The 17,174-nt window shown below is 56.5% G+C and carries 20 protein-coding genes; 6 read left to right on the top strand and 14 right to left on the bottom strand.

The features are described 5' to 3' along the window. The 3 genes from B9A24_RS06000 to B9A24_RS05990 all read right to left on the bottom strand — a co-directional run. Positions 1-726: alpha/beta hydrolase (locus tag B9A24_RS06000; RefSeq protein WP_084444269.1), on the bottom strand; the 726-nt coding region annotated here is incomplete at its 3' end. 62 nt (positions 727-788) lie between these two features. Continuing rightward, on the bottom strand, positions 789-971 hold the full coding sequence (locus B9A24_RS05995) for a hypothetical protein (RefSeq protein WP_084444268.1): 183 nt from the start codon (positions 969-971) through the stop codon (positions 789-791). A 236-nt stretch (positions 972-1,207) separates the two neighbouring features. Beyond that, positions 1,208-2,473: a putative DNA modification/repair radical SAM protein gene (locus B9A24_RS05990; protein ID WP_084444267.1), complete on the bottom strand. Its 1,266-nt coding sequence runs from the start codon at positions 2,471-2,473 to the stop codon at positions 1,208-1,210. A gap of 306 nt (positions 2,474-2,779) precedes the next feature. Here B9A24_RS05990 and B9A24_RS05985 point away from each other — a divergent pair, with 306 nt between their 5' ends. The 5 genes from B9A24_RS05985 (at position 2,780) to B9A24_RS05970 (ending at position 7,169) form a co-directional block, all read left to right on the top strand. Beyond that, positions 2,780-4,699 (top strand): BamA/TamA family outer membrane protein, encoded by a 1,920-nt coding sequence (locus tag B9A24_RS05985; RefSeq protein ID WP_084444266.1) that lies wholly within the window; start codon positions 2,780-2,782, stop codon positions 4,697-4,699. Between the two features lie 179 nt (positions 4,700-4,878). Next, a complete protein-coding gene (locus B9A24_RS05980) occupies positions 4,879-5,715 on the top strand; it encodes a CvfB family protein (RefSeq protein WP_084444277.1) in 837 nt (278 codons plus the stop codon). A 166-nt stretch (positions 5,716-5,881) separates the two neighbouring features. Further along, on the top strand, positions 5,882-6,544 hold the full coding sequence (locus B9A24_RS05975) for an NAD-dependent epimerase/dehydratase family protein (RefSeq protein WP_084444265.1): 663 nt from the start codon (positions 5,882-5,884) through the stop codon (positions 6,542-6,544). A gap of 80 nt (positions 6,545-6,624) precedes the next feature. Then, a complete protein-coding gene (locus B9A24_RS22930) occupies positions 6,625-6,756 on the top strand; it encodes a hypothetical protein (RefSeq protein WP_262490579.1) in 132 nt (43 codons plus the stop codon). An 8-nt stretch (positions 6,757-6,764) separates the two neighbouring features. Continuing rightward, positions 6,765-7,169 carry a hypothetical protein gene (locus B9A24_RS05970; protein ID WP_143434788.1) on the top strand — a complete coding sequence of 135 codons (405 nt, stop codon included), beginning with the start codon at positions 6,765-6,767 and terminating at the stop codon, positions 7,167-7,169. 86 nt (positions 7,170-7,255) lie between these two features. On the opposite strand, the gene B9A24_RS05965 is transcribed toward B9A24_RS05970, so the two are convergent. From B9A24_RS05965 to B9A24_RS05940, 6 genes are all read right to left on the bottom strand, one after another. Continuing rightward, positions 7,256-7,588, bottom strand: coding sequence for a hypothetical protein (locus tag B9A24_RS05965; RefSeq protein WP_143434787.1), 333 nt, complete (start codon positions 7,586-7,588; stop codon positions 7,256-7,258). A gap of 311 nt (positions 7,589-7,899) precedes the next feature. Then, entirely contained in the window at positions 7,900-8,571 is a 672-nt protein-coding gene (locus B9A24_RS05960) for an OmpH/Skp family outer membrane protein (protein ID WP_084444262.1), read from the bottom strand. A gap of 134 nt (positions 8,572-8,705) precedes the next feature. Continuing rightward, complete coding sequence (locus tag B9A24_RS05955) at positions 8,706-9,755, bottom strand: succinylglutamate desuccinylase/aspartoacylase family protein (RefSeq protein ID WP_317044222.1); 1,050 nt, start codon at positions 9,753-9,755, stop codon at positions 8,706-8,708. Positions 9,756-9,865: 110 nt separating this feature from the next. Further along, positions 9,866-10,813, bottom strand: a complete 948-nt coding sequence (gene rimK / locus B9A24_RS05950; RefSeq protein ID WP_084444261.1) for a 30S ribosomal protein S6--L-glutamate ligase — start codon at positions 10,811-10,813, stop codon at positions 9,866-9,868. A gap of 64 nt (positions 10,814-10,877) precedes the next feature. Continuing rightward, positions 10,878-11,354: an ATP-dependent zinc protease family protein gene (locus B9A24_RS05945; RefSeq protein WP_084444260.1), complete on the bottom strand. Its 477-nt coding sequence runs from the start codon at positions 11,352-11,354 to the stop codon at positions 10,878-10,880. 162 nt (positions 11,355-11,516) lie between these two features. After that, the gene (locus B9A24_RS05940; RefSeq protein ID WP_084444259.1) at positions 11,517-12,641 is read right to left on the bottom strand and encodes a PQQ-dependent sugar dehydrogenase; all 1,125 of its coding nucleotides are present in this window, start codon (positions 12,639-12,641) and stop codon (positions 11,517-11,519) included. 129 nt (positions 12,642-12,770) lie between these two features. On the opposite strand from B9A24_RS05940, the gene B9A24_RS05935 reads away from it, so the two are divergent. Continuing rightward, positions 12,771-13,355 carry an O-acetyl-ADP-ribose deacetylase gene (locus tag B9A24_RS05935; protein WP_084444258.1) on the top strand — a complete coding sequence of 195 codons (585 nt, stop codon included), beginning with the start codon at positions 12,771-12,773 and terminating at the stop codon, positions 13,353-13,355. Here the strand turns inward: B9A24_RS05935 and B9A24_RS05930 are convergent. The 5 genes from B9A24_RS05930 to B9A24_RS21520 all read right to left on the bottom strand — a co-directional run bounded on the left by B9A24_RS05930 (position 13,339) and on the right by B9A24_RS21520 (position 17,171). Next, on the bottom strand, positions 13,339-14,139 hold the full coding sequence (locus B9A24_RS05930) for an alpha/beta fold hydrolase (RefSeq protein ID WP_159451958.1): 801 nt from the start codon (positions 14,137-14,139) through the stop codon (positions 13,339-13,341). The genes B9A24_RS05935 and B9A24_RS05930 overlap by 17 nt on opposite strands. Positions 14,140-14,294: 155 nt before the next feature. Further along, positions 14,295-14,843 carry a DUF502 domain-containing protein gene (locus B9A24_RS05925; protein ID WP_084444256.1) on the bottom strand — a complete coding sequence of 183 codons (549 nt, stop codon included), beginning with the start codon at positions 14,841-14,843 and terminating at the stop codon, positions 14,295-14,297. An 82-nt stretch (positions 14,844-14,925) separates the two neighbouring features. After that, positions 14,926-15,810, bottom strand: a complete 885-nt coding sequence (locus B9A24_RS05920) for a 4-hydroxy-3-methylbut-2-enyl diphosphate reductase (RefSeq protein ID WP_084444255.1) — start codon at positions 15,808-15,810, stop codon at positions 14,926-14,928. A 255-nt stretch (positions 15,811-16,065) separates the two neighbouring features. Next, the gene (cmk, locus tag B9A24_RS05915) at positions 16,066-16,764 is read right to left on the bottom strand and encodes a (d)CMP kinase (protein ID WP_084444254.1); all 699 of its coding nucleotides are present in this window, start codon (positions 16,762-16,764) and stop codon (positions 16,066-16,068) included. Then, a complete protein-coding gene (locus B9A24_RS21520; RefSeq protein WP_143434786.1) occupies positions 16,761-17,171 on the bottom strand; it encodes a hypothetical protein in 411 nt (136 codons plus the stop codon). Before B9A24_RS21520 ends, cmk begins: the two co-directional genes overlap by 4 nt. Positions 17,172-17,174: the final 3 nt, after the last annotated feature.

Here is a 17,174-nt window from a genome sequence, read left to right as displayed (position 1 = left end):
AAGGAAAGCATCTCGCTTGCCCCACACAATATGTACGGGCACCCGCACGCGCCCCGGCGGATTCAGCTGCCGCATGTAGCGCGCGGCGGCCCGGTACCAGTTGAGCATACTCGTCAGAGCTCCAGCCTGTCTCCAGGCTGCGCGGTACTGAGCTAAATCGTCGGTGCTGAATGCCCCCCGCCTACTGGTTCCGCGCAACGTTTGTTCGCCGAGCTGGTAGTTATTAAAGCTGAAAGCCTTTTCGGGCAGCCACGAGAGCTGAAAAAAGAAAATATACCAGCTCTTACTCAGCTGCCGAAGGCTGTGCCGTAGCTCCTGGGTCATCACCAGTGGGTGCGGCACATTGAGAATAGCCACTCGCGCCACGCGGGTGGGAAAGTAGGCTGCCAGGTTCCAGGCTACGAGCGCCCCCCAGTCGTGGCCGACCAGAAAGGCGCGCGCGTGCCCGGCCGCGTCTATCAGCCCTAGTATATCAGCTGCCAAAACCGGCATCTTGTAATCCGCTACGCGCGCCGGCTTGTCGCTGAGGTTATAGCCCCGCTGATCAGGTGCCCACACGCGGTAGCCTGCTTCGGCCAGCGCCGGGAGTTGACGTCGCCAGCCGTACCAGAACTCGGGAAAGCCATGCAGCAATATGATCAGCGGACCAGCTGTGGGTCCGCACTGCACGACGTGCAACGTAATGCCGTTAGTAGGGACGTAGTGGTGTTCAAGTTCGTAGCACACACCCGTCTTACCTACTGTCGGAGCAAGAAGTTACAGCTCAGCTGTAAACCGTACACGCAAGATCAAGCCGCCTCCGGGTGCGACTCTTCGCGGGCGGTGGTGGTCCGCACCGACTCATGCAACTGACGGACAAGCGGCAGCAGGTCGCTTAACTTGCAACAGCAGGCTAAGCGCGCCACTTTCAGGGATTTGGAGGCTTCAGAAGGAGTGGCCGACGCGTCGGCGCCGCGGTGAGAAATAGTCATGGTAGTAGTTGTTGGTCGCTAATGTTTGGTTATATGAAGAGTCGCCGGGCGACGTTGGGGTGGCAGAATCAGAGAAAAAGCGGTGGGCCGCACCACGGCGGATGAAAGAATACTTAGAGGTTGTTCACCGTGGGGCAGCGTAGCGCTTTGTGGGGGGCTTTTTCAAGTGATAATGTGATACTTACTTATGCCTATACTATTGTTTTTAGATTTATATTAGAACTGACTTTACTACTTTAAGAAGCCTGAGCAAAAAGATCGAGCTGCTGGGTGACGAGGGCAGAGCGTACCGCGCCCGACCCGAACAGAATCTGCCGACGCAGGCTCTGCTCATCGTATTCGCGGCTATCCAGCGCCTGGCCGCGGCAAGTCAGAAAGAACTTGGCCCGCTTGAGCACCACCCCAAACTTGTGCAGATGATCCAGGGAGAGTGGCGCGAAACGGCGGGCCGCAATAATGCGCTTGGCTGAACGAGCCCCTACGCCGGGTACGCGCAGAATCATTTCGTAATCAGCTGTCTGCACGTCTACCGGGAAAACGTGGCGGTTACGCAACGCCCAGGCGAGCTTGGGATCGATTTCGAGGTCGAGATGCGGATGCAGAGGGTCCAGAATTTCGTCGGCCTGAAAGCCGTAAAAGCGAATCAGCCAGTCGGACTGATACAAGCGGTGCTCCCGGATAACGGGCGGCCGCGTGAGCTGGGGTAGGCGCGCGTCATCCGTTACGGGCACGTAGCCGGAGTAATACACCCGCTTCAGCCCGTAGCCTTTGTACAGCGAATCGGACAATTGCAGAATCTGGTGGTCATTCTCATCGGAAGCGCCCACGATGAGCTGGGTGCTTTGGCCCGCGGCTGCGAAGGCCGGCACTTTCTTGAATAAGGCCTTCTCCTCTTTATTCTGCACGATGCCCTGATGAATCTGCTTCATCGGAGTCAGAATCTCTTTATAATTTTTCTCGGGGGCCAAATTCTGTAAGCTCAGCTCCGACGGCAGCTCAATGTTCACGCTCAGCCGGTCGGCGTACAAGCCAGCTTCCGCAATCAGCTCGGGCGAGGCGCCCGGAATAGTCTTGACGTGGATGTAGCCATTGAACTTGTGCTCCGTACGCAGCTTCTTTACGATGCGCACTAGCCGCTCCATCGTATAGTCGGAATCTTTGAAGATACCGGAGCTCAGAAACAGCCCTTCGATATAGTTGCGACGGTAGAAGTTCATCGTCAGGTCGACCACTTCATCTACCGTAAAGGCGGCGCGCTTCACGTCGTTGCTCCGCCGCGACACGCAGTAGGCGCAATCGAAGATGCAGTAGTTGGTCAGCAGAATTTTGAGCAGCGACACGCAACGTCCGTCTTCGGTATAGCTGTGACAGATACCCATGCCCTCGGCATTGCCCAAGCCTTTGTTCTCGTTTTTGCGCTTGCCGCCACTGCTGGAGCACGATACGTCGTACTTCGCGGCGTCTGCCAAAATACTTAGCTTTTCCTGAATTCGTTCGTTCATCCGAGGGCCTTTGATGGCTTAAAAATAGCAACCAGACTTCATATACACAATAGTAGTCTAAGCTAATTTTTTTAGGAAAGGTTTCAAAACTACCGCGCAAAAAGGCCTGTTTGCACGAGAATTTTGCCCCCCAGCGTCCCAACCCTCAGATTATTGTCCCTAATGATTTTTTGGCCTTGATTTGGGGTATTTTTCCTTCGTAGCGCAGCTGATAATTCCAGCTAAGCTTCAGCTTCGTACTTACCGAGTGGCCGATGACGTTTGTACCTTGCGGGTTGCCATGTGGCTTTCTTGTTGTTTCGCCTTATGCTTGCTACCCTCGTGTCTGCTGTCCAGTGGCTGCGCCGTTTTCGGTGGCGGCTGGTGCTGCCATTGGTAATAGTGGCAGGCATGGCTCAGGCCCAGGACCCGCGGCCGCCCGTGGTCGACTCCGTTCGAACGCAGCCCGAAACCCGCCCCGACTCCCTGCGGCGGCGCTTCGATGAAGAGCGCATTCTGACGGGTTTGCAGGCCTATGCCAAGCGCAAGACCATTGCGGGCAAGGCAGTGGCGGCACTGTTCAACTTCACGGCCCGCGCCGAGGAGCGGGCCGGCCTCGATGCTACCTTGCTCGACCGTCAATACAGCCAGCACAACTACAAGATTGTGCGCAGCATCAACATCACCACCCTCGACGCCTTCGGCTACAGCATCAACAACCCCGAGCGCAAGCCGCGTAATTTTCTGGAAAAGGGCGGCAACGTGTTTCACATACGCACGGCTCCTTCGCGGGTGCGGCAGCTACTTCTGTTTCGGGTGGGCGAAGAGCTGGAGCCCCAGGAGCTAAGTGAAAGTGAGCGTCTGTTGCGCCAGACGGGGGAGCTGCTCGACGCCCGCGTATTCGTGAATGAGGCCACCACCACGGCCGACAGCGTGGACGTGCAGATAATAACCAAAGATGTGTTCAGCCTAAGTGGCTCCCTACAGATTCGCGATGTGGATGCGGCCGTTATTGGGCTCAACGACGTGAACTTTCTGGGGCTGGGGCACCAATTTCGAAACCGCTATGAGTATGGCCGGGCCAGTCCTCAGCCCTGGCGCTACCGGGGCAGCTATCTGGTGCCTTTCCGCAACTTTGTGAATGCCCAGGTTCGCTACCGCAATGAGTATGAAAATAAGGAAATAGGCGCCTACGTGGCCCGCGACTTTGTTTCCATTAATACGCAGTACGCCGGTGCGGTGGCGCTTGATTTTTATGATCGGCTTATTCAACTGCCACAATTGCCCCCCATCGATCCAGGCCGCCTGGAACGCCTGCGCTACAGCACCCGCGATATATGGCTGGGGCGGGCTTTGCGCCTGAAAAGCTATGATCTGGGGTATGAGAACCCGGCCCGCTTTGTTGTATCGGGGCGCTTTCTGAATACTACCTACACCGAGCGCCCTATTGAAGACTACGCGGATGCCAGCCTGTTTCTGGGCACCATCGGCTACAGCGTGCGACGTTATTATAAGGACAAATACCTCTTCGGCTTCGGCCGTACCGAGGACGTACCGACGGGCACGTTGCTCAGCCTTACCGCTGGCTACGAGCTAAATGAGCTGGGCAATCGGCGCTATTATGGCGTACGAGCCTCCAGCGGCCTATATGGTGTGCGACGGGGCTACCTTTACCTGAGCGGGGAGTTTGGCACGTTCGTGCGCCAGCGCGACCGGGACTGGCAGCAGGGACTGCTGAGCACGCAGGTGCTTTATTTTACGCGCCTTTATAACACGGGCAACTACCAGTGGCGCCATTTTCTGTGGAACCGCATGGACCTGGGCTTCGACCGACGTCCGGGCGAGCAGCTTTTGTCTATTGAGGGCGAACGGGGCCTACGCGGCTTCCGCTCCGATGGCACTCTGCGCGGCACCAGTCGTTTCGTGCTCAACTACGAGGCTACCATGTACACGCCTGTCTCTTTCCTAGGCTTCCGGTTGGCGGGTGTGGCTTTTGCTGATGCCGCCTGGCTGGCTACCACGCCCGGCCGCGATTCCCCGTTTCTGGACAAGCCCTTCACCGGCTTCGGCCTGGGTTTGCGTTTTCGCAACGAGTACACGGCGCTGCGCACCATTCAGGTTTTATTTGGCTTCTACCCTCGGGGTCAGTTGACCAACAATGGCTATCGAATCTTTGAGAATTCGGGGGCTTATTATGACTTCAGTGATTTCAACTTTACCCGCCCCGGTGTCGCGCCATATCAGTAGCGACGCGAATACGCGCCTCTATCTGATTCTGAGGTAGCGTATGCTGCTTTTTGAATTGATGCGCTGTATTCTTCTACCGTAGGATGTTTTCTTACAAGGCAAAAAACCAAGCGAAATTTGCCCCCCAGCCTTCAGTACCTTTGGGTGCTGAAATTATTCTAACCTCTTACGCCTACCCCATGCTTGCCCTCGGCGACTATAACGAACTGGAAGTAGCCCGCGCCGTGGATTTCGGCCTCTATCTTAGCTCCGACGACGGCGATTTGCTGTTGCCCATTAAGTACGTGGCCGAAGGCACTCAAATCGGTGACCGGCTGCGCGTATTTGTGTACCGCGACTCCGAAGACCGCCTCATTGCTACCACCCTGGAGCCGCTGGCACGGGTAGGCGAATTTGCGGCCCTCAATGTCCGCGACGTCTCCTCCAATGGCGCTTTCCTTGACTGGGGCCTTGAAAAAGACCTTTTTCTCCCCTATCGCAACCAGCGCCAGGCCCTGCGCGTCGGGCAGCGAGCCACTGTCTACGTCTATATTGATGAGACTTCCGACCGTATCGTGGCCTCGTCCAAGTGGGAGAAATATCTACCGCAGGGGGCTTTTCCGGGCCAGGTTGGCGATGAAGTGCAGTTGTTTGTAGCCCAGGATACCGATTTAGGCTACACCGTCATCGTGAATGGTGCCTACCTAGGATTGCTGTATCACAACGAGGTGTTTCGTCCGCTGCGCCTGGGCGATACGCCTACCGGCTACGTGCGCCAGATCAGGCCAGATGGTAAGCTGGACGTGAGTCTCCAAAAAGTAGGCTACGACGAGGCTCTGGCCGCTACCGAAACCATTCTGACGGCCCTGCGCGCCAACAATGGCTCATTGCCTTTATCTGATAAAAGCGAGCCCGACGACATTTACCGTCGCCTGGGCATGAGCAAGAAAGTATTTAAAAAAGCGCTCGGCACCCTGTATAAACGAGGCCAAGTGCAACTCGCTCCCGATGAAACCCGACTCTTGGAGCAGGAATAAACAGGGAAAAGAAGTATGCAGCTTAGCATACTGGCTTTCAATTTAAAAGAAGCCATATGCACCGCTTGGTTTGCAAGCTAGTTTCCGGCTTCTTTGCTCTCAGGCGGCATTATATCGGAGGAGGTAACGCACTCCGGCCTTCTGCTCCCGTGCTCCCAGCCACCTTATGACACCTCAAAAAACTGCTCTCATTGCCGGCGCCAGCGGCTTAGTTGGCAGCCAGCTTCTCACGTTGCTGCTATCCTCTGAGCGCTACGCAAAAGTCATTGTGGTTGGGCGCCGCCCGCTGCCCCAGGTGCATCCCAAGCTGGAGCAGCGCGTGCTCGACCTCGACAAGCTAGATCAGCACCGCCTGGGGCTCATCGCTGATGACGTGTACTGCTGTCTGGGCACTACCATGCGGCAGGCGGGCTCCAAAGCGGCCTTTTACAAGGTCGATTATTTGTACGTAGTGAAGCTCGCGGCGCTTACGGCCGGTAATTTCGCGGCGCAGTTTTTAGTGGTATCAGCCATGGGAGCCGATGCTGACTCGCGCATGTACTACAACCGCGTGAAGGGCGAGATGGAGCAGGCAGTACGGCAGACGCCCTTTCGGGTCATTCACTTTTTTCGGCCTTCGTTGCTGCTGGGCACCCGCGCCGAAAAGCGCTTAGGTGAGCAGATTGGAGCCGTTTTATTGAAGGCCCTGCGCCCGCTGATGGTGGGACCACTACGTAAGTATCAGCCCGTTGGGGCGGCGGCGGTAGCCCGCGCCATGCTACGGGCAGCCGAGGAAGACGGCGGCGGTATTCGCGTTCATTTGTCCGATGAAATTGCCGAGGCCGGCTAAAAACTTCTAGTGCGGTTAAGCTGAGCATGAATTTTGCATTTTGGGGGAAAAACTGTCTTTTTACCTCAATTTTTTTCGCAATGAAGTTTTTGTACCGCATTCTTTTCCTGGTGTTGCTTACCACCACTGCTACTTACGCTCAGAAGGGCGGCTACACTACACTACTGGTATTGGCCTGCGCGCCGGTGGCTACTCTTCGGGCCTCACCGTAAAGCACTTTTTGAGCGGCAAGAACAACGTAGCCTTTGAGGGCTTACTGACCAGGGAGTATGCTGCCCGAGGCGGCCGGCTCACCTTACTGCTGGAAAAACACCTGCCCGTAAGTGATATTAAGGGTTTGCAGTTTTACTACGGCGCTGGTGGCCACGTTGGGTCCTATAATGGGCGCTACTACTTCGCCGACAGACGTTACTACGGCCGTAAGGGCAAAGAGTATTATAACGTCTATTACGTTGAAGATCGTAATTATGTCGCCTTCGGTGCTGACCTCATTCTGGGTTTGGAGTACAAGTTGCCGGACTTGCCTTTCGTGGTAGCCGTGGACTATAAGCCATTTTTCGAGGTATTCGACGGTGTAACGGGTCTGTACTCAGACGCAGCCTTCAGTTTGCGCTTTGTTTTCTAAGCTAACGAACCAGTCTGTTCCTCATTAAACTAAAAAAGCCCCCCAGACCTTATCTGGGGGGCTTTTTTGTCTTGGTTTAGTCGTCACTAGCGAATCCGGCCGCGTGCACGGCTGGAGTGGCCGCCCCGCACGGGCTGGCGAGCATCCTGACGATAGTAACCGGGCCGGGGCCGCACCACTACGGGCCGCTGCCGGGATGGCCGCACGATAACGGGCTGACGCTCCACCACTACCACCCTGGACGGACGGTAATAATAAGGGCGGGCCCGATACCCGTAATAGGGGCGAGGCGGCGGATAGTAAGCGGGGCCGCCGGCCACCACGACGCCGGGTTGGGCCGAGGCCACGCACCCCGTCAGCAGGGCCGCGGAGAAAACAAGCGCCACTAGTACTACAGAAGATTTTATCAGCTTTTTCATAGTCTGCACAATGGAGCCTTGGATCGGCTTCCACTTATGATCAGACCCGGATTTTAGCGCTGCGTTTAACGGGGTGCAGCAGAAATATCATACACCTTTCGCCATAACACGCTAACAGCCATAGCGAAGCAATCAGCTGCCAGCACACGTAGCTTAGTCAAAGCCATTGAGCAATGTACTAAAAAGCAGGCCGGGGAGCTTTTTAGAAGGCGCTAACAAATGGTTGGTCTCAGTTTACGGCAATGAAAAAGCGCCCGCTGCTACTTGGAGCAACGGGCGCTTTTTGGTTATTTCAGACACTCCTTATCCGACTACTTTTTTCCGTATTCGGTGTTCAGGCGCTTGAGTACGGGAGCCGTCACATCGAGTTCTTTGCGGCTGTAGGCAATAGAGCCGCCGGGCTGCGCGATGAGAATAAACTCGTAGCCATTGTCCTTACCGTACTGTTCAATCAGCTTATTCACGCGGGTCAGCACTTGCTGGCTCATTTTGGCTTCTTCTTCAGCGGCTTGGCGCTGCAATTTTTGCTGCTCCTGGGCTACCTTCTGCTCCTGCTGTTGCAGCTGTTGCTCGGTAGCGGCGCGCTGCTCGGGCGTGAGACTGGCGGCCTGGGCCTGGTATTTCTGTACGGCCGTCTGGAAGCTGGTTACCAAGGTATTGTTTTGGCGCTCCCAACCTTTAGCCTTCGTCTCGAAGTTGCGGCGCGCTACCTGCATGCCTTTATAGCCATCAAGCAGCTTGCTTGACTCCACGTAGCCGATTTTTATGGCGGCGGGCGCGGCAGCTACGGTCGTGGGCAGGGTAGTGGCAGCGGCTGTATTATCAGGGGCGGTGGTAGCGCTATCAGAAGCAGTAGTAACAGCCGTAGTTTTAACCACGGCGGGCACACTGGCGGGCTTCTGGGCGAAGTGCAGGTAAAACAATACGACCACGGCGACAACCAGGACCGCGTTAATGGCTAAGAGCAATGAATTCGTCTTCATTCAAAAAATAGTAGCGGCCGACACCTCGTCGGTACCCCAAAGAAACGCAGAAACCAGCAGGTTGAGAAATCAGGCCTGCGGATCAGAGCCTTTAGCAACCGCTCAGGGGCTTGTATGGAGCCGCAAACAAGCATTTAAACCTGCTCTTCGTCCTCTTCTTTTGACTTGGGGGGTGCTTCTAACAAATGGGGCCAGTGCTCCGTGCGGCCGGGGGGCAAATTATCGGGCCAGGCGATATGCACGAGCGCGTCGCCCTGATTCACGACCGGCATGTGGTTTAACCCAATCACGAAGCCGGCCGTCGGTGACTCTAGGCGCACGGTGCCTTCGCCATAGGGGTCGGCTACGCTGCCGTACACCTGTCCTTTTTCTAGGAATTGCCCATTCTGTACATGACTACGAAACAAGCCCGCGAACTTGGCCCGCAGCCAGGTGTGCCGTCGGCACACGATGCTCGGCTGCGCGGCCGGTACGGCGTTCGGGACCATGCCCAAGTGGTGCAGTACCCGAAACGTGCCCGCGATGGCCAGTTCAATCCCGGTCTCATCGAGGCGGAGCGATTCGCCGGTTTCATACACGATAATACGGCGCCCCTGCTGCATCGCGGCTTCGCGCAGGGAGCCAGGCCGAAGCGAAGCGTGCAGGGTAAACGGCGCGGCAAAAGCGGCGGCCAACGCATCCGTTTGCTCGTCTTCGCCCAGCAGACAGCGCACCTGGGGCATATTGGCCCTGGCCGCGCCGCCCGTATGGAAATCAATGCCGTAATCAACCAACGGCATGATTTCGCGCATAAAGCGGTGGGCCACCCGGCTGGCCAGCGACCCGCGCGGATTGCCCGGAAAGCTGCGATTCACATCCTTTCCATCGGGCACTTCGCGGGAGAAGTTGAGGAAGCCGTAGATGTTGAGAATGGGAATGGCAATGATGGTACCACGCAGGGGCTGCAATAAATCGCGGCGCACCAGACGGCGGATCGTTTCAATGCCATTCACCTCGTCGCCGTGCATGCCAGCCATCAGCAGCACCGTAGGCCCCGGCTCCTGCGCCCGATACACGTACACGGGCACATCGATGACGGTGCGGGAAGGCAGGCGCGAAATCACCAGCCGCGTCATTACCCGCTCGCCTGGCCTGATAACCAAGCCATTAATCAGCATATCGGTTGGGCCGTAGGTGTGGGGCAATGGCTGAGCTGTAACGCGAAGCGGTGCTTCGCTCGTTGAACAATAAGGTTGGAAGCATTTCAACAACGACCGCAAGGCCAGCTGTTCAACGAGCGAAGCACCACTTCGCGTTACACTACATCGGGTTGAGTATCGGGCTGGGGGGCTTTTCTGGTCGATTTTTTAGTGGCATCCTTGCGCTTGCTATGCACCAGCGCCGCCGTGTATTCAATGATTTTGCCGGCAATATCCAGGCCCGTGGCCTTCTCAATGCCTTCCAGACCCGGCGATGAGTTTACCTCCAATACCAGGGGCCCGCGCTTGCTCTGCAACATATCGACGCCGGCAATGCCCAGACCCAGCGCTTTGGCAGCCAGCAGTGCGGCAGCCTTTTCGGCCCGGCTCAGCTTCACCAGCTTACCCGAGCCGCCCCGGTGCAGGTTAGAGCGAAACTCTCCTTCCTTGCCCTGGCGCTTCATCGCACCCACCACTTCCCCGTTCACCACAAATGCCCGCAGGTCGGCCCCTTTGCTCTCGGCAATAAACTCCTGCACGATAATACGGGCCTTCAGGTTGTGAAAGGCCTCAATGACTGATTGGGCCGCTTTTTCGGTTTCGGCCAATACGACGCCCAGGCCTTGCGTGCCTTCCAGCAGCTTGATAATGACCGGGGCACCGCCGACCTGCTTGATCATTTCGGGCACCTCGTCGGAATAGTTGGTGAAGGCCGTCTTGGGCATGCCTACCCCGGCCCGCGACAGAATCTGCATGGAGCGCAGCTTATCGCGCGAGCGCACGATAGCTTGGCTATCAATGGCCGTACGCACTTTCATCATCTCAAATTGCCGCACGACGGCCGTACCGTAGAACGTAACCGAGGCGCCGATGCGCGGAATGATGGCGTCAATGCCAGCAAGCTTTCTGCCTTCATAAATGATACCTGGCTGGCCTTTCTCCAGCACCAGATTGCAATGCAAATGGTCGATAACCACCGCCTCGTAGCCGCGCTGCGTAGCTGCTTCGACAAGGCGCATGGTGGAGTACAGCCTCGGCTCACGCGAGAGAATGGCCAGTTTCATTGGAAAGATAGGTCAGAGGAGAGTTGAGAGCGGAGGCAGGAGAACACGGGAAAGCCAAAGCAATTCAGGGCCGCGGATGTTTGGCTACCGCCTGACTTTTGTACGACAAATGTAGGCGAGCCACATCAACTACCAGTTGCGCGCGGCGCAATAAGGCCCGCCCAATGAGGACGGGATAGCGCATATCGGAGCGGTCGGACAGGGAAAACTCGGCGGAAATATCTTCGCCAAATAACTGAATAACTGTCTGAATAACATAGCGTTCCTGCACATCGCCATTCGAGCTTTTGATGTCACGCAGGGAGAAGTCGACGAATTGCAGCGGCCGGCCATTAAAATTTGGGTGGGAAGGGTCGAGCAGGAGTACGCAGAGCAGCTCGCGGCCGTCGGGCAGGGTATCGATGTGAATATCGGAGCAGTGAATAGCGCCCGTATAGGCCCCCGTATCAATCTTCGCCTCTACCCCTCGCAACTTGAATTGCGGGAAATCAACCAACTCTTGTCGCCCCACTACTCGTTTCGGAACCCGCTTTTTTATCATGGTACAGGCAATATAGTGGAGCGAGGAGTTATGTTCTCAATTAAGACCGTCATGCAGAGCCAAGCGAAGCATCCCGCGTGTTAACACAGGATTACTAATCAAACGACTTCACGCGAGATGCTTCGCTTGGCTCTACATGACGGTCTTTATAGCCTAACAACTTCACCCCTTATAGCTGATTCGATACACGGCGTCGTTTTGGTCATCGGACACGAGCAGCGAGCCATCGGGAAGCTCCAGCAACGCGACAGGGCGGCCCCACGACTGGCCATTCTGGAGCCAGCCTTCGGCGAAGGTTTCGTAAGCGGTGGCCTTTTTACCGCTGGCATCTACGCGCACCAGCGTGATGCGGTAGCCGATTTTGTTGCTGCGGTTCCAGGAACCGTGCTCAGGAATGAGGATCTGATTGCGGTACTGGGCCGGAAACTGCTTACCCGCATAGAACGTCATGCCTAGTGGCGCGACGTGGGGGCCAAGCTTGCGGGCTGGGGCTGTATAGTCAGCGGGCTTTTTGCCGGCCCCGAATTTGGGGTCCAGAATGTTGCCGCCGTGCACGTACGGGAAACCAAAGTGCAGACCGGCCTGCGGAGCGCGGTTCAGCTCGCAGGGGGGCGTATTGTCGCCGAGCATGTCGCGGCCGTTGTCAGTAAACCACATCTCCTTCGTAACGGGGCTCCAGTCGAAGCCCACCGTGTTGCGCACTCCCTTGGCAAAGATTTCCAGGCCGGTGCCATCGGCGTTCATGCGGTTGATGGTGCCAAAAATCGGCTCTTCGGGCTCACACACGTTGCAGGGAGCACCCACCGGCACATACAGCTTGCTATCGGGCCCAAAGGCGATAAAGCGGTAGCCGTGGTGGTCCCGGTCCGGCAGCTGATCATACACGACCGCTGGCTTCGGCTTTTGCTTGAGCTTTTGAGCAATATTATCGTAGCGAATAATGCGGTTAATTTCAGCAACATACAGCGCTCCGTTGCGCATGGCCACGCCGTTAGGCGCGTTCAGGCCGCTGGCAATGGTGATGACCTCATCGGCTTTACCATCCTTATTACGATCGGGCAGGGCGTACACTTTATCGCCGCGGGTGCCCACGTATACGGTGCCGTCGGGGCCCAGGGCCAGCTCGCGGGCGCTGCTTACGTTTTGGGCAAAATAGCTGATGGTGAAACCGGGGGGCAATTTTATTTGCGCCAGCCCGGCGGCCGGCGCTACGGCAGGCCGCTCAGTGGTAAAAGCCAGAGCCAGTGGGCTTAGCAATAAGGAAGCAACGAAGAGGCGGAGACGCATAGGACGGCAAAAAGGAAGTGAACGTTTTCTGTTACGGGCCGGGGGGCTTTTTAGCTTAAACCCTAAACCCCGCCCGACGTTCCCAGAAAATCCGCGTTATCCTTTCAAGCACCTATTTTCCATTCTGCTATGAGTAACCAGTCTTCTACCAGTTCCTGGCGTTCCGAAGCCCAATCATTTGGACGCATCCTGCTATACCAGGGCGACATTACTACCCTCGACACAGACGCCATTGTAAATGCCGCTAACTCTTCGCTGCAGGGCGGTGGCGGCGTAGATGGCGCCATTCATCGCGCCGGCGGCCCCCAGATTTTAGCCGAGTGCCGCCAGATTCGGGCCAAGCAGTACGTCGATGGGTTGCCCACTGGCCGGGCAGTTTTGACCTCCGGGGGGCAATTACCAGCCGCAAACGTCATTCATACCGTTGGCCCAGTTTGGAATGGTGGGCATAAGCAAGAGCCAGAGTCATTAGCCAACTGCTACCGCAACAGCCTTTCTATTGCTGCCCAAAAGAAACTAGCTAGCGTCGCTTTTCCGGGCATCAGCACTGGCATTTATGGGTATCCCAAGCCGGAAGCCACTGCCATTGCCGTGCGCGAGGTGCTGGCATTTCTGGAAACCCATGAGCATCCGGCGGAGGTCGTTTTTGTGGTGTTCGACGGGGAAAGCAAGCGGCTTTACGAGCGCGAGCTGGGGGCTAAGGTGTCGGGGTGATGACATCGGGGTGGCGGCGCAGGTAAGCGGCTACGTCGTGAATAAGTCCGGCGTGGCCGGTGTCGAGCAGCACGGTGCGCGCCTGCCGCAACGAGCCAATAAAGCGCTGTAAACCCGCGTGCGGAATTACCCGGTCGTATTTGCCCAGGAAAAAAGTAACCGGCACCTGATGCTCATTCAGAATGCGGGCCAAGTCTTTTAAGCTGAACACCAATAGCCGGAAGCCTACCCAGCTACGGTACACGCGCAGGCGTTTTTCGCGGCTCTCGAGCTGCCATTCAGCAAAACGTATCAGGTTGGTATCCACTACCCGGCGCTCGCCCAGCGCATTCAGAAAGCGCAGTAGCCGCTGAGGGCGCAGCACGGCACGGCCCAGCACCCCGCGCATCCAGGGCGGATACGTAGCCAGCGAATACCAGAACTGCCGTTGTAGCCCATCGGGAGCGATAAGCCAGATTTTTTCTACCCGACCAGGAAAATGCTCGACGGCCGTAAGGGCAAATTTGGCCCCCATGCTGAATGCGAGCAGGCTAAATTTTTCTATCTGATTTTCGGCAAGAAACTGCTCCAGCAACTCTCCAAGGCGCGTTTTGGTGAGCGGAGCATCAATCTTGGCAAGCCGGCTACTACCGTGATGAAACAGATCGAATGAGTAGAGGGTAGTTCTGTCGCCCAGCACGGCAGCAATGCTACGCCAGTGGCCTTCGCTTTGCCCGTAGCCGTGAAAAGCCAATACTATCCGCGGGCCGGTGCCGTAGGTCCGATAGTGCAAGGTCGTTTTCAATGGCAAATGTGAGGGCCTTTGTTAAGTCATCATGCGCCCAGCATGTAGAGACGCATACTTGCGTCTAATCGTTGCGGTTGTAATCTAGTAGCGTGCGGTTCCGGTCGTTCAATTCCAAGACGCAAATACGCATCTCTACTAGGCGTATGCTGTACTTACAGCCGCGACACGCCCCCCGATACTACGAACTTCATGACCTCGCTGCTGGGCAGTTCCAAGAAGGTAACATTCTCCTTCGGCACTAAGAATAGCTCGCCAGAAAAGTTGTAGGAGTGGGGGCAGTACACGGCCACCAGGTCGGGACGGTTGGCGGGCTCCATGGTTTCCTGCGTGACAAAGCCCATTTTGAAAATTTTGGCTTCCGGATTAATACATATGACGACGGGGCAATTAAACTTCTGATTATCACCAACGAAGGCATCGAACAGGTCCTTGAGGCTGGAGTAAATAATGCTCACCAGCGGCGTACGGTGCAGTACTCGCTCGGCGATAATCAGGAAGGGGCGCACCATAAACGATTTGGCCACGAAGCCTACAAACGTGAGCAGCACTATAGCCGTCAGCAAGCCGATGCCGGGGGGCACATTGTCCATGCGAAACAGGCTGTCCAGCCACCGGATAGTGGTGAACAGGATGTAGATGGTAAGGCCAACCGGTGCCACGATCAGGAAACCGTTGAGGAAGTAATTGAAGAGTTTGCGCATACTGCAGCAGGAGTAAACAAAAATGCCCGACCAGAAACCGGCCGGGCAAATAACGTGATGTTAAACAGAAATTCGTGCGGCGCTACGCTGCCTCTAGGGCTACCTGCTCGATGCGGTCGGCGACGCGCTGCATCAGCCACATGGGCGTGCTGGTAGCGCCACAAATGCCGACAGAACTGGCCCCCACAAACCACTCATCGTTGATGTCCTGGTCGTTTTCGACGAAGTAGCTGCGCGCATTGGTTTGGTTGACCACCGAAAACAGGGCCTTGCCATTGGAGCTTTTGCGCCCACTTACAAACACCACGACATCGTGCTCCACGGCGAACTTAGCCAGGGCCGGCTCGCGGTTGCTGACCTGCCGGCAGATACTGTCGTTGGCGTCAAAGCTGTCCAGGCTACCCCCGGCAGCGGCAATACGGTCCGCAATCAGCTGCTTCATACGGTAAAAGCCGGCGGTGCTTTTCGTCGTCTGGCTAAACAGCGTGACGGGGCGGGCAAAGTCGATCTGGTCGAGGTCAGCTTCGGTCATCACGATGAGGGCACGGTTACCGGTTTGGCCCGCCAGGCCGGTCACTTCGGCATGGCCGGGCTGCCCGTAAATGACAATCTGACCCTCGTGGCGGCGGCTGACATCATAGGCATGCTTCACGCGGTTTTGCAGCTTGAGCACTACCGGACATGAGGCATCAATCAGCTCCAGATTATTGCGCAGCGCCAGCTCATAGGTTTCTGGCGGCTCGCCGTGGGCGCGGATCAGTACTTTGCTGTCGTGTAGCTGTTGAAGCTGTTCGCGGTCGATGATGCGCAGGCCGCGCTGATGCAGACGCTCCACTTCCATACGGTTGTGCACAATATCGCCCAGGCAGTATAGGGTAGACTCGTTCTCCAACTCATCCTCAGCCATTTGAATGGCGAACTCAACGCCAAAACAATAGCCGGAATTTTTATCAATCGTGATATTCATGACAGGGGAAATATTTCGGCAGCCGTAGCTGCAACTTTAGTGCCCTAACTGGCTGTCAATGATGCCAGACCTTGTTCATTTTTTTGGCATTTACCCGTGTAACCCTCTGCGTAATACGAAGATTAGCCGAAAAAAATGCCCCCCAACAACAAGATAGCCTCCCCCGACCCGCACTCAAGGCCCCGTAGGCATTATAAACCCAACTACTTTTAGGTATGATGCATCGTGGGGGCATTTTTCGTCGTTTGGCCCTGCTTAGCCGCCAATGGCAGCCAAAGAAAACAGCGTAGCCGACACGCGCTCTAGCACGAAATCCACCTGCTCATCGATGGTAATATGCGTGGTATCGAGGAGCACGGCATCGGCGGCGCGGCGCAAGGGACTTTCGGTGCGCGTCGAGTCGATGTGGTCGCGCTTGGTGAGGTTGTCGATGATAGCTTCCACTTCTACGTGCTCGCCGTTCACAGCCAGCTCCTCCTGCCGACGCAGCGCCCGCACGCGGGTTTCGGCGGTCATAAACACTTTTACCTCCGCATCCGGGAATACGGTAGTGCCAATATCGCGGCCGTCCATTACGACGCCGCGCTTGCGGCCCATGCGCTGCTGCTGGCTGACCATGGCGTGGCGCACGGCCGGAATTACGGACACCTCGCTGACCGAGTTGGAGATGTACATCTGGCGAATCTCGTCCTCGCGGATTTCACCGTCCAGACACAACTCATTTCGCCCCGTGCGGCGGTTGCGCTTAAACGAGATGTGCAGCTCATGCAAGGCCTGCTCGATACGGGGCAGATTATCGAAAGCAATTTTGTGTTCGAGCAAATACAGGGTCACGGCCCGGTACATGGCGCCCGTGTCAATGTAGGCATACCCTAACTCGGCGGCTACGGCTTTGGCGGTGGTGCTTTTACCGCACGAAGAGTAGCCGTCGATGGCAATGACGATTTTTCTCATGAGGAAGTCGTTCGGCGCGAGGGGACGGGAATCCAGGTTCGGCGACGCGGTACGGCAGCCGCTGCTAAGCGGGTGGGCAAAGAGAGGAAGAGTACCATTACGGACTCCGCCGCGCCATGCACCAGTTGCCGCTCCACGTAGCTGAACGGATTGGTAAAGGTATAACCAGCTATTTGTACGCCGACCAGCCCGGAGGCGTCGCGGTGCCAGTGGCCGCCAAAGCTACGGATTATGCACTCTCCCAAAAAGCACCCCAGCGCATTTATTACCACGGGCCGGGCTTCATGATTCACACTAGCTCGCTCACGATCAATGAATTCGGTAAGCTTTGATACCGCTCCTCCGTTAAGAGAAGGAATGTTTAAATTTTGCTGCACGGCTTCGGCGGCGCTTCGTAGCTCTTTCATAGT

It is taken from the genome of Hymenobacter roseosalivarius DSM 11622 (assembly GCF_900176135.1).
Taxonomy (GTDB): domain Bacteria; phylum Bacteroidota; class Bacteroidia; order Cytophagales; family Hymenobacteraceae; genus Hymenobacter; species Hymenobacter roseosalivarius.
This window is presented reverse-complemented; position numbering and strand designations above follow the sequence as displayed.

What these genes read in the sequence shown, in the direction of transcription:
- B9A24_RS05995 (WP_084444268.1), bottom strand. Translation starts at nt 971, where the DNA reads ATGACTATTTCTCACCGCGGCGCCGACGCGTCGGCCACTCCTTCTGAA.
- B9A24_RS05990 (WP_084444267.1), bottom strand. Translation starts at nt 2,473, where the DNA reads ATGAACGAACGAATTCAGGAAAAGCTAAGTATTTTGGCAGACGCCGCG.
- B9A24_RS05985 (WP_084444266.1), top strand. Translation starts at nt 2,780, where the DNA reads ATGCTTGCTACCCTCGTGTCTGCTGTCCAGTGGCTGCGCCGTTTTCGG.
- B9A24_RS05980 (WP_084444277.1), top strand. Translation starts at nt 4,879, where the DNA reads ATGCTTGCCCTCGGCGACTATAACGAACTGGAAGTAGCCCGCGCCGTG.
- B9A24_RS05975 (WP_084444265.1), top strand. Translation starts at nt 5,882, where the DNA reads ATGACACCTCAAAAAACTGCTCTCATTGCCGGCGCCAGCGGCTTAGTT.
- B9A24_RS22930 (WP_262490579.1), top strand. Translation starts at nt 6,625, where the DNA reads ATGAAGTTTTTGTACCGCATTCTTTTCCTGGTGTTGCTTACCACCACT.
- B9A24_RS05965 (WP_143434787.1), bottom strand. Translation starts at nt 7,588, where the DNA reads ATGAAAAAGCTGATAAAATCTTCTGTAGTACTAGTGGCGCTTGTTTTC.
- B9A24_RS05960 (WP_084444262.1), bottom strand. Translation starts at nt 8,571, where the DNA reads ATGAAGACGAATTCATTGCTCTTAGCCATTAACGCGGTCCTGGTTGTC.
- rimK (WP_084444261.1), bottom strand. Translation starts at nt 10,813, where the DNA reads ATGAAACTGGCCATTCTCTCGCGTGAGCCGAGGCTGTACTCCACCATG.
- B9A24_RS05945 (WP_084444260.1), bottom strand. Translation starts at nt 11,354, where the DNA reads ATGATAAAAAAGCGGGTTCCGAAACGAGTAGTGGGGCGACAAGAGTTG.
- B9A24_RS05940 (WP_084444259.1), bottom strand. Translation starts at nt 12,641, where the DNA reads ATGCGTCTCCGCCTCTTCGTTGCTTCCTTATTGCTAAGCCCACTGGCT.
- B9A24_RS05935 (WP_084444258.1), top strand. Translation starts at nt 12,771, where the DNA reads ATGAGTAACCAGTCTTCTACCAGTTCCTGGCGTTCCGAAGCCCAATCA.
- B9A24_RS05925 (WP_084444256.1), bottom strand. Translation starts at nt 14,843, where the DNA reads ATGCGCAAACTCTTCAATTACTTCCTCAACGGTTTCCTGATCGTGGCA.
- B9A24_RS05920 (WP_084444255.1), bottom strand. Translation starts at nt 15,810, where the DNA reads ATGAATATCACGATTGATAAAAATTCCGGCTATTGTTTTGGCGTTGAG.
- cmk (WP_084444254.1), bottom strand. Translation starts at nt 16,764, where the DNA reads ATGAGAAAAATCGTCATTGCCATCGACGGCTACTCTTCGTGCGGTAAA.
- B9A24_RS21520 (WP_143434786.1), bottom strand. Translation starts at nt 17,171, where the DNA reads ATGAAAGAGCTACGAAGCGCCGCCGAAGCCGTGCAGCAAAATTTAAAC.